This window comes from Streptomyces sp. NPDC045998, assembly GCF_056430285.1.
The window spans coordinates 82700-98811 of record NZ_JBWKLJ010000005.1; the positions used below are offsets into that span (position 1 = coordinate 82700).

At 68.8% G+C, this 16112-nt stretch carries 7 protein-coding genes; 5 read left to right on the plus strand and 2 right to left on the minus strand.

Going from position 1 to position 16112, the window contains the following annotated elements:
* The first annotated feature begins 166 nt into the window (after positions 1-166).
* Positions 167-1240, plus strand: coding sequence for a hypothetical protein (locus AC07FJ_RS16860; RefSeq protein ID WP_479049636.1), 1074 nt, complete (start codon positions 167-169; stop codon positions 1238-1240).
* A complete protein-coding gene (locus tag AC07FJ_RS16865; RefSeq protein WP_361417552.1) occupies positions 1191-1667 on the plus strand; it encodes a rhodanese-like domain-containing protein in 477 nt (158 codons plus the stop codon). The genes AC07FJ_RS16860 and AC07FJ_RS16865 overlap by 50 nt, the downstream gene beginning before the upstream one ends.
* 10 nt (positions 1668-1677) lie before the next feature.
* Here AC07FJ_RS16865 and AC07FJ_RS16870 read toward each other — a convergent pair whose 3' ends face one another.
* A complete protein-coding gene (locus AC07FJ_RS16870) occupies positions 1678-2661 on the minus strand; it encodes a helix-turn-helix transcriptional regulator (RefSeq protein WP_361417555.1) in 984 nt (327 codons plus the stop codon).
* Positions 2662-3001: 340 nt separating this feature from the next.
* Here AC07FJ_RS16870 and AC07FJ_RS16875 point away from each other — a divergent pair, with 340 nt between their 5' ends.
* Together AC07FJ_RS16875 and AC07FJ_RS16880 are read left to right on the plus strand one after the other, a co-directional pair.
* Positions 3002-3172, plus strand: a complete 171-nt coding sequence (locus AC07FJ_RS16875; protein WP_479049638.1) for a hypothetical protein — start codon at positions 3002-3004, stop codon at positions 3170-3172.
* Positions 3173-3605: 433 nt separating this feature from the next.
* A complete protein-coding gene (locus AC07FJ_RS16880) occupies positions 3606-5066 on the plus strand; it encodes a N,N-dimethylformamidase beta subunit family domain-containing protein (RefSeq protein WP_479049639.1) in 1461 nt (486 codons plus the stop codon).
* Positions 5067-5140: 74 nt separating this feature from the next.
* Here AC07FJ_RS16880 and AC07FJ_RS16885 read toward each other — a convergent pair whose 3' ends face one another.
* Complete coding sequence (locus AC07FJ_RS16885) at positions 5141-9412, minus strand: FG-GAP-like repeat-containing protein (protein ID WP_479049641.1); 4272 nt, start codon at positions 9410-9412, stop codon at positions 5141-5143.
* Positions 9413-9905: 493 nt separating this feature from the next.
* Between AC07FJ_RS16885 and AC07FJ_RS16890 the strand changes: the two genes are divergently transcribed.
* Positions 9906-16043: an RHS repeat domain-containing protein gene (locus AC07FJ_RS16890; RefSeq protein ID WP_479049643.1), complete on the plus strand. Its 6138-nt coding sequence runs from the start codon at positions 9906-9908 to the stop codon at positions 16041-16043.
* Positions 16044-16112: the final 69 nt, after the last annotated feature.

The following is a 16112-nucleotide window of genomic DNA, read 5'->3' on the forward strand; positions in this document are numbered from 1 at the left end:
GGGTGCGGCGTCTGCCGGTGTCGCGTCCGCGGGTGTCGCGTCGGCCGGTGTCGCGTCCGCGGGTGCGGCGTCTGCCGGTGTCGCGTCCGCGGGTGTCGCGTCCGCCGGTGCCGCGTCGGCCGGTGCCGCGTCCGCCCGTGCCGCGGCCGTACGGACCCTGGCGGCGGTGCTGGGCGCCGGGACGCTCCTGCTCCCGGCGGCACTGGCCTCCGCTCCGCACGCCCCGGCCGTCGCCGTCGCGCTGGCCGCCGCCCTGGCCGGCTGGTGCCTGCTGCTCGCCGCCTCCGGCGGGACGCGGGCGGCGGGCCCGGTGGCCTTCGTCCGCGACCGGCTCGGTCCGGGGGCGGGACGCACCGTCACCGCGCTGTACTTCGGCGGCTTCGCCACGGGCCAGGCGGCGGTGGCGCTGTCGGCGGGCGAGTTCGCGGCCCGGGCCTGGGGGCCGGTGGGCGCGCCGGTGCCGTACGCCGTGGCCGCGGTCGTCCTCGTCACCGCCGCCGTGGCCGCCCGGTCGGGCGCGTACCTGCTCCGCCGGGTCCGGTTGGCCGCGGTCCTGGTCCTGGCCGGTGCGTGGTGGGCGCTGGGCGGGCTCCCGGCGCCGGCCGGCCACGCGCCGAGCGCCCACCCCGCGCTGCTCGCCGTGCCCCTGCTCTTCGGCTGGGTCGGCCTGGAGTCCGCCGTACCGGCCGCCCGCGCCCAGCGCCGCGTGCTGGCCGGAACCCTGCTGGGCGTGGGCCTCGCCGCCGCGCTGTACGCCCTGCTGCTCACACCCCCCGCCCCGGCGCCCCCGGCCGTCTCCGCGCTGCTGTTCCCCCCGCTCGCCCTGGTCTCGGCGCTCGTCTGCTGGACGTACTGCCGGACCAACCTGCGCGTGACGGGCGCCCGTTGGGTGGAGCTCACGTCCGGTCGCGGGGCGGCCGACGGCGCCTCGGCCGCCGGGCCCGGCGGAGGGCGCGGGAGGGGCGACGGCGCCTCCGCCTCCGCCTCAGCGTCCGGGTCCGCCTCCGGCGGCCGGCGCGGGGCGGTCGTCGCCGCGCTCGTCGCCCTGGCCGTCCTCGGCCTCGCCCACACCGCCCGGTGGGGCGTGCCCGCGCTGCTGCTCGGCCCGGGCGCCGCCACCGCCGCCCTCTACGCCCTGCTCGCCCTCGCGGCCCTGCGCCGCCCCGTCACCCATCCCACGGAGGAAGACCATGACCACGACCACCGCTCCCTCGAAGGTGCTGCGCGTCCCGCCGGCTGACCCGGCCACCGCCGCCGCGCACTTCCACCGCCGCTTCACCTTCGAGGCCGACGCCTCCGACGTGCACGCCGACATCGAGTCCGGCGCCGCCTCCTTCGTCCTCGTGGACACCCGCGGCCCCGAGGCGTGGGCCCAGGGCCGTATCCCCGGCGCCGTACACCTGCCCACCGACGACATCGCGGACCGCGCTGCCGAGCTGGTCCCGCCCGGCAGCGTGGTCGTCACCTACTGCTGGGGCCCCGGCTGCAACGGCGCGACCCGCGCCGCGCACGCCTTCGCCACCGCCGGTTACCGGGTCAAGGAGATGCTCGGCGGCTTCGAGTACTGGTCCCGCGAGGGCTTCCCGGTCGAGGACGCCCAGGGCGTGCGCCGGTCCGCCCCGGACCCGCTGACGGCTCCCGTCACGGGCGCGTCCTGCGCCTGCTGACCAACAGGCGTCACAGCAGGCCGTGTTCGGCGGCCCGCTGTCCCAGCTGGAAGCGGCTCTGCGCGTCCAGTTTCTCCATCAGCTCCGAGATCAGCCGCCGTTCGCTGCGCAGGGAGATGCCCAGCCGGCGGGCGGCGGCCTCGTCGGTGTACCCCTGGGCGAGCAGGCGCAGCAGCTCCCGGGGCTGCGAGCCCGGGTCGTCGAGGCTGCGCCGGGGCGGCTCGCCGAACGGCGTCGCGGTCGCCCACACCGCCTCGAACAGCGCGCAGAACGCGGCCACGGCCCCCGGCTCGCGCAGCAGCACCGCGCCCTTCGCGCTGTCGGCCGGGTTGATGGGGACCATCGCCGACTTCCGGTCGGCGATGTACATCCGCATCGGCAGGGCGGAGACGGTCCGCACCTGCCCGCCGCGCTCGGTCAGCCAGCGGGCGTGCTCGACGCTCGCGGGATCGTTGCGGATGGAGTCGAGGTAGATGGTCCTGATCCGCACGCCTCGCGCGAGCAGCGCCTCCGAGAGCGGCTCGCTGGCCTTGTAGGCCTCCGAGGTCTGCGCCCCGCCGGGCGCGAACGCCATGGATTCGGACCGGGTGCTGTCGTTCAGCTGCTCCATCTTCGCCCATACGGCATCGATCCCCTGGAGGCGCTCCGCCTCGTGGGTCTCGCCCGCCGGATGCAGCTCGGCGTACTGCGACAGCAGTGCGCCCGCCGCCGCCTGGCTCTCGGCCAGCGCCCGGTGCCGCTCGGCGATCTCCGCCTGCTGGTGGGCGAGCAGGGCGTCGAGCGCCGCCTTCGGGTTGACCACCCGCAGGCGGCCGTCACCGCGCCAGGACGGTGCGAGGAGGGAGAGCCGCGTCAGCTCCTCCAGGTCCTCGCAGATGTCCTCCTGGGGCCGGCCCAGTGCTTCGGCGAGGTGGGCGACGGTGAGATCAGGCCGTTTGAGGATGAACCGGTAGAGCGTGTCGGACCGCTCTGTCAGCCCGAGAGCAACGAGCACGGGAAGTCCCCCCAGGTCGCGGAACGGAGCGGCGCGCATGGTCGGCCGACAACGCTGGCGGCAAGGCGGGCCCTCAGAGGCGATCTTGCACGTGGATTGTCCACATCCATCGCTGCCTGCACAAACAGTGTCCATTACGTGGACGAACCGTGTCAGGAGCGTGCCCCCCTCATGTGCATGTCCGGGGGCGGCGGACGCGCTGGCACGGATGTGTCGGGGAGCTTTGTGCCAGCGGAATCAAGCGACAGCCGCCTCTGCGGCTCGGCACGATGGCGATGCGCCGGGACGGAAAGAACCGGCCAACTCCCCGCTCTCCCTTCCCAGATGAAGAGGCTGTCCCATGCGCCGTAAGGCCGTTACGAAGCTCGTCGCCGTCACCGCCGCCGCCCTGCTCGCCGCCCTGACGGCGGGCCCCGCCGACCAGGTACTCCGCGACCCGGCCCCCCGTGTCTCCGTGGCCGCCGCGCAGCAGCCGGCCGGGGACTCCGCGCAGGAGCCGATCTGGTGCTGAGGCGGCTCGGGCCGGGGCGTCGTCGAGGTCGATGTCCTCGCCGGCGAGGCGGGCCGTGGTGAGGGCCGGGGACGTCGCGGGTCAGTGTGCCGCGCAGGGACTCGACGGGCGGGTCGCGCACCGGGGGCAGATGCCGGCCCCGGGGAACCCGGACGGCCGTCGTAACGATCCGCGGCGGGGGCCGAGGCGGAATGCCTTTGCCTTTGAGGCGCGAGTGCTTTCTCCCACATTTCCTTCTCGTCGTTCCGAAGGAGTGTTCGTTCCCAGTACAGTCATCCCGGCATATTCGAAGATGCCTCGTATCTCTCGCATGCCTTTCCGATCCCACATGTAGCGCGTTGGGCGACCGCCCGTCGGCTTCAACGGAGGTTGCCCCATGTCCGGTGTATCCCGTCGTGCTGCCCTGGGAGTGATCGGCCTTGGCGCCGCGGCGATGACCGGATGCCAGGCGGCGAGCGAGCCCGCCGGGCCGCCCCCCGTGCGGCGGGCCGTGCGTACCGGTGACAACCCTGTGGCCCTGGAGAACAAACTGGCAGGGAAGGCCGACTGGAAGGTCGGCATCGACGGCATCCGGGCCGCGGACGACACGAACGGCCAGATACACGGATACACCTCCACCACCTCCGTGAGTCCCGGCGAGACCATCGACTTCCACGTGTCGGTTCGCCCGGCCGGCATGTTCAATGTGTCCCTCTACCGAATAGGCCATTACTCCGGCGCTGGTGCCCGGCGTCTGGCGGTGAGCCCCCGACTCGAGGGCAAGCCGCGGCCCACGCCCGAGGCCGCGGCGGGCTCACGGGTCCTCGCGTGCGACTGGCCGGTGTCCTGGAGTTTCGAGATACCGAAGGACTGGGTGTCGGGCCTCTTCCTCGCCGTCTTCACCACGGCCGACGGCCACCGCAGCTACTCGCCGTTCGTCGTCCGTGACCTGCAGCGCACCTCGGACATCCTGATGGTGGCCCCCTTCACGACGTACCAGGCGTACAACCTGTGGCCCAGGGACGGCCGTACGGGCAGGAACCTCTATCGCGGGCACCTGCCCACTGGCGGGCTCGGCGCCAACCCCGAGCGGTCCTACGAAGTCTCCTTCGACCGGCCGTACTCCCATGACGGCCTGCCCATGGTCTTCGACATGGACATGTCCTTCGCTCGGTGGGCAGAGGAGTCCGGGTACGACGTCACCTACGCGACCAGCGTCGATCTGCACGAGGGGCGCGTAGCCCCGTCCCGGTACAGGGCCATCGTGTTCCCGGGACATGACGAGTACTGGTCCAAGGAGATGCGCGACCACACCGAGGCGGCCTTGAAGGCGGGCACGCACCTGGCGTTCCTGGGGGCGAACAACATCTACTTCAATATCCGGCTGGAGCCCTCCACCCGCGACAAGGCGAGCCGCGTGGTCGCCTGCTACAAGGAGGAGCCCGACCCGAACCCGGGCGCCGGAGGCCCCACCATCCGATGGCGGCACCTGGACAAGGACCACCGCCGCGCCGAACAGGGGCTGCTGGGCGTCCAGTACAACGGCATGCTGAAGGACCCCGTGCCTCTCGTCGTCAAGGAGAGCGGCCACTGGCTCTGGGCGGGCACCGGTGTGCGTGACGGCGATGAGATACCCGACCTGGTGGCGATCGAGGCCGACGGATTCGACCCCAAGATGCCCAAGCCGCAAGACGTCGAGCAGACCCTGCTGTCCCACTCCCCGTACCCCGACAGCATGGGCAGGGGCACGAAGATCCAGAACACCAGCCTGTGTGTGGACCGGCGCGGCACCATGGTGTTCGCCGCGGGAACCTTCAACTGGCCCATCGCCCTGAGTGCAGAGGGCCGTGTCGATCAGCGCATTCGCACGGCGACGAGCAATCTCTTCGACCGGATGCTGCAGTCCCGCGCCTGACCCGAAGACGACCGTGGCCCGTCCTCACGTGAGGACGGGCCACAGTCGTTCATTCGGTCACCACTCGGTGATCGTCAGTTCTGCTGCTCCAGGAACGCGACCCTGCTGAAGGTCCAGTTACCGGTAGGAGCCGACCAGCTTCCGACGGGACCGTTCAGATTGCCGTCGGTCCTGGCCGTCCAGGTCCACATGCGGACCGCGCCGTCGTCGTACCCGTACATGGCGCCCAGGTCGTCGCGGCCGTCGCCGTTGTAGTCACCGGTGACCAGCTTGACGCTCTCCCGCCACCAGTTTCCGGCCGGAGTGGTCCACGCCTCGTAGACCGAGGCGAAGGCGCCGGTCGCCGTGCTGGGGAAGACGTGTACGGCGTCGTGGCCGTCCACGTAGTCGTACCAGGCCGCGAGGTCGTCGCGGCCGTCGCCGTTGAAGTCGCCCGCGTGCAGCGAGGTGCGGCCCCATTCGCCCCAGCTCGTCGCCGACCAGGAGGCTGCTGCGACGAACTTGCCGTCGGCGGTGGCGCTGAACGTCCAGATCTTCTCGCTGCCGTCCCCGTATCCGAAGAACGACGCCAGGTCGTCGCGGCCGTCACCGTTGAAGTCGCCGGTGACGGTCTTGGCGCGGGACTGCTCCCAGCTGTTGACCGCCGTCCAGTAGCTGACCGGGTTGTTGAAGCCGCCCTTCACCGCACTGGTGAATGTCCAGATCGTGTCGTGCTTGTCGGCGTAGTCGTACCAGACGGCCACGTCGTCGCGCCCGTCACCGTTGAAGTCACCGCTGTACGGCGTCATGCGGGCGAAGGTCCACGACCCGGCCTTGACGTTCCAGGACTTGAAGGGCGCGTTGAAGGTTCCGTCGCCCTTGCCGGTCCAGGTGAACAGCGCGACCGCGCCGTCCGAGTAACCGTAGAAACTGGCGACGTCGCCTATGCCGTCGCCGTTGTAATCGCCGGTCACCCGCTTCATCGCCGAGGCCGTCATGTTTCCGGCCGGGGTGGTCCAGGCGGTGTTTGGGGCCAGGAACGTGCCGTCGGAGGCGGCGGTGAAGCTGTGGATCGAGTCGTGCCCGTCGCCGTAGTCGTACCAGTCGGCCATGTCACTGCGGCCGTCGGCGTTGTAGTCATGGCGGATCGAGCTGCCACTGGACCACTGGGACTGGCTTCTGACGTTGAAGACGACCAGATCGCCGCGGTCCTGCAGCATGGCGTAGCCCTCGGGCGCGCTGGTCTTGGACTCCCAGGCGACGGTGGTGCCGTCCGCCTTGTAGACCACCAGGTTGCCGTCGCTGCGCATGACGGCCTTGGCCCCGATGTTGCCCGCGGTCTTGGAGGACCACAGCACCTTGCCGGCGTTCGAGGTGACGACGAGGTTGCCGTCGTTCTGCATCGTCAGCTTGGCGGAACGCGAGGTGAGCGACTGCCCCCCGGTCAGCGTCGTACCGGACGGGATGCGGGAGCCGCCGACGATGCCGTCGATGACGAAGGGGGAACCGAGGGCGATGGTGCTGCCCGTGGCCGGCACCTTGCCGGGGTAGCCCACCATGGTGTTGTCGGCCTTGCGGGCCCACAGGTCCGCGAGGCCGTCCCCGGTGATGTCACCGACCGAGCCGACGCCCGGGTAGGAGGCCGCCGTGAAGCCGGTGCCGATCTTCACCCGGCCCGCCACGTTGCCCCAGGTCGTGGGGTCGAGGTAGCCGTTGCTGCCCTTCTTGCCGTACGAACGCCAGAGCTCACCGGTGGCGTTGTCGCGCAGCCACAGGTCGGCGATGGCGTCCCCGTTGAGGTCGCCGGGGGCGATCACGGTGAACTTGTTCCAGTCGCCGCCGCCGACGAGCACGGGCTCGCGGACGTCGAGGCTGTACGCGGCACGGTTGCCGTAGTAGGCCCACAGGAAGGTGCCCTGCTTGACCAGCAGGTCGGGCTGGGAGTCGCCGTTGAGGTCGCCGGCCGCGACGATCTGCTCGGCGTTGTGCCAGTGGTCGTCACCGGTCCACTTCTCGTCGCCGATGCAGCCCAGCTCCTCGTTGACGACCGGGCAGGCCACCGTGAGCTCGGTGTAGCTGTCGCTGATGACGCCGCTGCCGTTGTTGGGGTAGGTCCAGAGCCGCTTCTTCTTCTCGACGCTGTCGTACTGCAGCGCGACGAGATCGTTGTAGCCGTCCTGGCCCCAGTCACCCCGCGAGTCGACACTGGTGGAGGGGAAGTACTTGCCGCCGTTGGTGGCCGCGGCGAAGTCGCCGTTGCCCTGTCCGGCGTAGGTGAGCAGCGTGCCGTTGGAGTCCGTGCTCCAGATGTCGCTGTTGCCGTCGCCGTTGAGGTCCGTCGGCCCGTCGCGCGTCTGGGACCGCCCCGCGTAGTACAGGTAGGACGTCGTGTCCGACCGGTTGCCGACCTTGTCCACGCTGTACGCGTAGACGAAGTGCGGGCCGTAGCCGGGCGGTGTCACCGAGGCCGGCACGCCCGGCAGCGCGTCGTTGGTGTCCGGGTCGTAGTCGGTCCACCAGACGTAGTGGTCCACGTCGGTCACGCCGTTGGGCGAGAACGTGAACCTGCCGGTCTCGCGGGCCTTGCCGGTCACCGCCGGCCAGCCGTTCTCACCGGACGGGAACTTGTTGCCCTCAGACGCGATCAGCGGTGGCTTGCTCGGCCGGGTGCGGTCGATGGTGAACTTGCACGTGGTGGACCAGGGGGAGTACGCGTTGTCCTGGTCCTTGCCACGGACCTTCCAGGTCCAGTCACCGGACGGCAGGCTCGCGTCCGGGACGGCCCACGTGGTCACCTTGCCCTTGTTGGCCGGGAGGATCTGCGTGACGGCGGGCGTAGTGGTGCCCGCCTTGTACAGCTGGAACTCGGCGCTGAGGTTGCCGGCGTCCTTGTCGTCGAACGTGGCGTAGAGACTGACCCGCGTGTTGCCGATCAGACCACCGGCGGTGCACTGCGTCCGCGGGTTGGTGCCCAGGCGCTCCGGCGTCTTGGGCGGGTTGTTGTAGGTGGTCTCCAGGGTCGCGCTCTTGGCGTCGAACTTCTTCCAGCCGAAGGTGTCGGTCTCGTCTGACGCATACAGGCCGAGGGTGATCTTCGCCCACCCCTTGCGCGCCGCCTCGCGGATCTTGTCGGTGGTGTCGAACTCGAGGTGGCCGGCCTCGCAGCCCGGGGTGGTGTTGCTCCAGCCCTTGGCGTCGTTCACGGTGGCGAGTTGTGCCTTCTTGGCCGGCTGGTTGTTCCAGGTGGTCTTCTTGCTGATGGGACCCACATGCCACAGCTCGACGGGCCTGTGCTCGCAGGACCACGACCACATGTTGTGGATCCGGAAGACAGAACTGATGACCTGTGCGTCCGTAACGTCGCTCGTGTTGAGCTGGACGAAGGAGCGGCTAATGCGGTTGGAGCCTCCGGTCTCCGCCTCGTATCCGACGCGGATGGGGTCCTTGGTGTTCCAGAAGGACATGTTCGGGTAGTACTTGTACACCCGAGTCCAGTTCTGCTGCTCACCCCAGGCCATGGACGGGTCGATGAAGACGGGGTACTTCGTCTCCGCGCCGGTCAGCAGCGCTTGGTCCGGCTTGATCTCCAGTGTGTCGCCGGACACCGTGGTCGGCATCTGGGCGTCCTGCGAACCGGGCGGCGGCTCGAACGCGCCGGCCGGGTTGTCGCCCGACGTGGTCGCCGTGCTGAACGTGGTGGTCGCGGGCGCTGGGCCGGCGTTGTTGGTGGAGGAGTCCCACATCAGCGGCGACGGACTGGTGAAGACCGTCTGTCCGGCCGGGTTGACCGCGCTGACGCTGCCCGTCTCCGGGTCGGTCGACACGTCGAGGCCGACCGTGTCCAGCTTGTACTTGAGCGATGCGAGCGCCGGATTCTTCGCGGCCTCCGCGGTCTTGACGACCAGCAGCTGGGAGAAGGCCTCGACCTCCGCCTTCAGCTGCAGGTCCACACCGGGCAGCACCTCGGCATAGGTGGCCACGTTCTCGGCGAGGGTGGGCTTTGGCAGCGGGTTCGGCCACGTCATCGACAGCGTGCGCCCGTCTTTGACGCCCGTGAGCAGCGGACCGGTGCCACCGCCGGAGAACGTCACGTCGACGGTGGAAGCTTTGGGTGCGACTGTGCCGGTGGCCGTGAAGCCCAGCGTCGGGTCGGTCGACACCCAGGCACCGCCCCGCAGCACCCGCACGGCCGTGCCGTACCGCTTGACCGACCACTTGCCGTCGGGCAGGGCCCAGGTGTCGGTCGACTCGGTGCGGGCGGAGGTCAGTTCGTAGGGCTGGCCGGTTGCCTTTGCCTGTTCGAGCGCGAATTCTTCTTCGCTCTTGGAGCCTTCGGCGACAGGATCGGGCGATGTGCCGACGGCCATCGCCGTAGTGGAGGGCAGTATCACAAAGGTGGTTGCTGAAATTGCACTTGCCAAGGCGAGGGAAATCGCCCGGGCGGCGAGGCGTTCCCGCGGCCTCTTTCGAATAGGTCTTTCCTGTGTCACGCAAAACCTCTCAGGGACGGATAAGCGGCGTGACTCTATCCGCCTCTTAGTGGAACCACCATGCGTGAGCTGCGCTTTTGCGTCGATCTTGAGCTCTAAGTCCGAATTATGCGCCATGGCGGCATTTGATTTCGGCTCCTGCATCGATGAGTCGTGTCGATTGGGCCGGAATGAAAAAATCCGTTTGTGGGGGGAGCGCGTACTGCTAGCCTGCGCTGGTTTTTTTGAGTGCGTTTTTATGAGGGGGTACAGGGTGAGACGTTTCGGCGTGCGCGGCCTGCCGACGCTCTTGGCCACCGCGGTTCTTGCCGGGGTGTTGCCAGGTGTCGCGGTCGCTGCGGGGCCGGACGATTCGGTGACGCTTCCGAAGTTGAAGCAGCCGAAGGCGGTTCCGGTGGAGAAGGTCGCCGCAGGGGGTGCGAAGCGGCCCGATGCGGCTGCTGCCAACTCGTGGCGGAAGAAGACGCCGAAGGTCAGCTGGCCCGGTGCGGGTACAGCTGACATATCGCTGGACAAGGGCGGGCGTGCGGGTTCGCTGCCCGTGTCGGTCAGCGCGGTCCCGACTGCGAAGGGCGCCCGCAAGACCGCAGGCCCAGCCAAGGACACCGCTCCGGCGAAACTCAAGGTGGCGGTCGCGAACCGTGCGGACGCTAGCAAGGCGGGCGTCGAGGGGCTGCTGCTGTCGGTGCGCCGCACAGATGGCGGCGCCGGGGCCGTTCCAGCTCGTGTCACGGTCGACTACTCGTCGTTCCGCGGCGCGTACGGCGGTGACTGGGCGGCCCGGCTGCGCCTGGTTCAGCTGCCGGCCTGCGCGCTCACGACACCGCAGCTGGCCGAGTGCCGGGTCCAGAAGCCGTTGAAGACGACGAACGACACCCGCGGCGGCACAGTGACGGCCCAGGCACCGACGGCGCGCACCGCAATGGTCCTCGCGACGACCGCCGACGCGGCAGGCCCGACGGGTGACTACAAGGCCACGTCCCTTCCGGCGGCAGGATCTTGGAACGCGGGTGGCTCGGCCGGCGCGTTCACGTGGTCGCACCCGATCAGCGTTCCGACCGTCCCCGGCGGCCTGGACCCGAAGATTTCGCTGGACTACAACTCCCAGTCGGTGGACGGCCGTACGGCCGTCTCCAACAACCAGCCCTCGTGGATCGGTGACGGCTGGAGCTGGGAGCCCGGCTTCATCGAGCGCAAGTACAAGTTGTGCAACGACGACAAGACCGACAGCACGAACACCACCAGGGTCGGCGACCTGTGCTGGTTCAACGACAACGCCACCCTCTCGCTCGGCGGCAAAAGCACCGAGCTCGTCTACGAGGAGGGCAAGGGGTGGCACCCCGCATCCGACTCCGGTGAGAAGATTGAGAAGCTCACCGGCGCCACCAACGGGGACAACAACGGTGAGCACTGGAAGGTCACCACAACCGACGGCACCCAGTACTTCTTCGGCCTGAACCGACTGCCGGGGTGGAAGGACAACGGAACCGCCACCGACGACCCGGTAACCAACTCGGCGTGGACCGTGCCGGTCTTCGGTAACCAGTCCGGTGAGCCCTGCTACACCGCTTCCTTCGCTTCGGCCTGGTGCCAGCAGGCGTGGCGCTGGCAGCTGGACCACGTTGTCGCGCCGACCGGCAACGCCATGGCGTACTACTGGAAGTCCGAGGCCAACAACTACGGTCGCAACGTCAGTGAGACCACCGGCAAGGCCACGGTGACCTCGTACGACCGGGGCGGCTACCTGGAGCGCATCGACTACGGTCTGCGCAAGGACGCCGTCTACAGCGGCAAGCCGATGGGCCAGGTCCACTTCGGCGTGGACGAACGGTGCCTGTCCAACTGCGGCACCTTCGATGCGACCAACGCCAAGAACTGGCCGGATGTCCCCTTCGACCGGTACTGCAAGGAGGGTGCGACCGAGTGCAAGGATCAGTACTCTCCGACCTTCTGGTCCCGCAAGCGCCTCACCTCGATCACTACAAAGGTGCTGACCGGCGGCGTCTACAAGGACGTCGACACCTGGACCCTCGGGCAGGACTTCCCGGCCTCCGGGGACGGCATCTCCACCCCGATGTGGCTGAAGGCCATCCAGCACACCGGCAAGGTCGGCGGCACGGCGCAGACGCCGGCCGTGACGTTCGCGGGGGAGCAGCGGGCCAACCGCGTCGACAAGCTGGGTGACGGTCTCGCGCCCTTCGTGCGCCTCCGCCTGTACCAGATCACCACGGAGACCGGCGGCACCATCGGCGTGACGTACTCGCAGCCCGACTGCACCGCCACCACCCTGCCCCCGGCTGACGGTACGAACACCACGCGCTGTTACCCCGTGAAGTGGGCCTACGAGGGCGACACCGCTAAGCAGGACTGGTTCAACTCGTATGTCGTCACGCAGGTCGTCGAGGGTGACAACCTGGTGGAGTCGCCGGACAAGGTGACCTCGTACTCATACCTCGGCGGCGCCGCCTGGGCCAAGAGCACCGACGAGTTCACCAAGGCGGAGAACCGCGTGCACTCCGTCGCGCGTGGGTACTACCGCGTCCAGACCCGCACCGGTGCGGCGAGCGACCTCAAGACGCTGACCGAGGCCCGGTACTTCCGCGGTATCGATGGCGCCGCCGTCCAGAACAGCGCGGGTGTGGCGGTCACTGACCGTGAGCAGTTCGCCGGCATGCAGCGGGAGACGGCCACCTACAACGGGGACGACACGAGCAAGCTCGTCTCGGCGACCTCCTACACGCCGTGGCGGTCGGCCGCCGTCGCCACCCGCACGCGCTCCGGACTGCCCGACCTGGTGTCGTACAAGACGGGCACGGAGAAGGAGTCCACCCGCACCACCGTCACCGGTGGCACCCGCACCATCGAGAGGATCCATCACTTCGACGGCCACGGCATGGTCGACTGGGTCTCCGAGACCGGCGACACCGCCAAAACCGGCGACGAGAAGTGCACCACGACCAGCTACGCCCGTAACACGACCTCGTGGATCCTCGACAAGGTAAGCCGCGTGGAAACGGTCGCCGTCCCGTGCGGTGCCACCGTCGCCCGCCCGGCCGACGTGATCGACGATGTCCGTACGTACTACGACAACGGATCCCTGGGCGCGGTCCCCGGAGCGGGTCTCGTCACCAAGACCGAGCGGATCAACGGCACTGGGACTGGTTACGACGTCCAGACCAGCGTTCCCAGCACCTGCGGGTCCACGGGCACACAACTCTGCTACGACAGCTACGGCCGGGCCCTCGCCGGAGCCGACGCGTTCGGGAAGGTGACGACGACGGTTCACACACCGGCCACCGGTGAGGCGCCGACGACGATGCAGGTCACCGACCCGAAGGGTCACACGACCACCACGACGGTGGATCCCCTGCGGGCACAGGCCGTGCAGGTTGCCGACCCGAACGGCAAGGTCACGAAGACGGTGTACGACCCGCTGGGCCGGGTCACCAAGGTGTGGCTGCCGACTCGTTCGGCGACCACCTACCCCGATTCGCCGAACTACGTCTTCGAGTACCTCGTCCGCAACGACGGGCCCACCGTGGTGACGTCCAAGACGCTCTCCCACGACAGTAAGTACGAGGTCAGCCACTCCTTCCAGGACGGCATGCTGCGTCCGCGGCAGACCCAGGAGAACTCCGCGGACGGCGCGGGCCGCCTCATCAGCGAGACGTTCTACGACACCCGTGGCCTGGCGTGGCGCTCCTCGGGCACGTACTACGCCGAGGGCCCTGCGGAACCGGTGCTGGTGACCGGGCAGGAGCTGAACTACCCGGCTTCCGCCGACACACAGTACGACGGCGCCGGCCGCGTCACCGCCGTCATCTCCAAGCGCTTCGGGGACGAGGTCAAGCGCACCACCACCAGCTACACCGGCGACACCACGACCGTGGTCCCGCCACGCGGCGGCACCGCCACCACCACGGTCAAGGACGCCGTCGGCCGCACCGTCGAGTACAAGGAGTACACGGACTCCGCGCGGACCGCGGCGCAGACCACCTCCTACGGTTTCGACCGGCACGGCCGCCTGCAGCGGATCACCGACCCGTCCGGCGTCACGTGGACGTACGGCTACGACATCCGCGGCCGACGCGTCCAGACGGACGACCCGGACAAGGGAACCACACGCACCGTCTTCGACAAGGCGGATCGCCCCACCGACAGTACGGACGCGCGGAACATCACGCTGCACACCGATTACGACGAGCTGGGTCGTCGCACGGCGCTGAAGTCGGGCACGACTACGCTCGCCACGTGGGAGTACGACACGGTTGCCAAGGGACAGCTGAGCAAGTCGGTTCGGTACGCGGACGGCAAGGCGTACGAGACGGCCGTCACCTCGTACAACAGCCTCTACCAGCCGGTCGGGACGCAGATCACCATCCCGGACAGCGAGGGCACGCTGGCGGGCGTCTACAAGTGGATCACCTCGTACAACCTCCACACCGGCCAGGTGATGTGGGTCCAGCACCCCGCCATGGGCGGGCTGCCGGCGGAGAAGGTCACCAATACCTACACCCCGGTCAGCGGACTGCTGAACACCGTGGGTGCGGGCACCGACCCGCTCGTCTCAGGGTCCACCTACGACCACTACGGGCGCGAGGCGCGCCGTCAGTTCGGCGCGTTCGGTCAGAGTGTGTGGACGACCAACGTCTATGACGAGCACACCGGCGCGGTGACAGACAGCTACCTGGACCGGGACACGGCACCGCAGCGTGTGGATGACACCCACTACCGATACGACCCTGCCGGGAACATCACGTCGATCTCCACGTCCTACGGCCAGGACGCGGCCCGTACCACCGACACCCAGTGCTTCACCACCGACGCCCTGCGCCGGATCACCGAGGCCTGGACCAGCAGCACCGCCGACCAGTGCGCCGACGCGCCCACGGCTTCGGCGGTAGGTGGTCAGGACGCCTACTGGACGACGTACACCTACGACGCGGTCGGCAACCGTAAGACCGAGACGAAGCACAAGACCGCCTCAGGCCCGGCCACGGACTCCGTCCGTGCCTACGCCGAGCCGGCCGCCGGCAAGCATGGGCTGCCGAAGGTCACCCAGACCGGAGCCGACCCGCGTGAGGAGCTCTTCACTTACGACGAGACGGGCAACACCAAGACCCGCAAGATCGGCACCTCGGCCCTGCAGACGCTGGAGTGGGACGCGGAGGGCCGTCTGAAGTCCACCACCCAAGGCACCACCACCAACGCGTACCTGTACGACACGGAAGGGGAGCGCCTGGTCCGCAGGGACTCCACCGGCACGACCCTGTACCTGCCGAACGGCAACGAGCTGAAGCTCGACAAGGCCGGCACAGCCACGGGCACCCGCTACTACTTCGCGGGCGAAAAGCAAGTGGCCGTCCGTACCCAGGGCAAGCTCAGCTTCACCTTCACCGACCACCACGGAACCGGTACGACGCAGATCAGCGCGGACGCCGCGCAGACGGTCACCCGTCGCAAGACCTCGATCTTCGGGGGACCTCGTGGCGCCCAGCCGACCGGCTGGACGGGGGACAAGGGGTTCATCGGCGGCATCCGGGACACCGACACGGGCCTGACCCACATCGGTGCTCGGGAGTACGACCCCTCTACCGGTCGTTTCATCTCCGTGGACCCGATCCTGGAGGCCGACAAGCCGCAGACGATGAACGGCTACGGTTACGCCGCCAACAACCCGATCACCTTCTCCGACCCCACGGGCGAGGCCCTGGCGGAGTGCGCGAACGGGATGTACCGCTGTCAGGGCGGCACGAAGGTCGTCGGCAAGGGCAACAGCTACGACTCCATCGTCGCGCAGGAGAAGCGGAACGCCGAGTACTACCAGAAGAACTCCCAGCAGAACCGGCGTCAGCAGGAGTTGGGCCGCCGTGCCACGGCGGCGTACCGCGCCGGGGCACCTGGGATCACCCAGACCCATCTGAACCCCAACGCCACCCAGGTGGTCGCGATGTGGTTCATGGGCGCCACGCCGCCCGCGTATCACTTCGGCCCAGAGGACAAGTTTACTGCCGGCGTACAGAAGCACATTTGGCTTGACGTGGTGCGCAAGGTGCTGCAGCAGCGCAAGAACAAGGTGGGGGAGACGCTTATTGGCCTCGACTACAAGACGACAAACGGTGCAGCGATGTACGACCTGCCCCTGAAGGGCATGGTGGCCGGAGAGCTGTCCTCGGCGATCTCGCAGTTCTTCCTCGGCAAAACCGACGCGGCCACGGAGGAGGGCGCGACCCGCGCCGCTCTCGGCTCCTTCAACCTGAAGGCCACCGTAACCAGTTACAACTCCCTGACCAGGACTGGCACGGTCGAGTACGAGCTCACCCAAAAGATGACTGTCGAGTCGCTGACCCGTGACGTGTCCCCGCAAGGGTACGAGAGCGGGGCGAAGGACCCGAATGCCATGGCTCTGCATGAGAGCGCCAAGGCCATCTTCCCGAACGGTCAGCGGGACCTGCAGTTCACCGTCCGATGGAGTGAGACCATGCGGATACGGCCGCCGGCTGAATAGCGTCGGGCCATAGCACGAGTGGTACAGCCGGGCGGGTGGAGGATGTCTCCGCCCGCCCGGTCTGCCCTG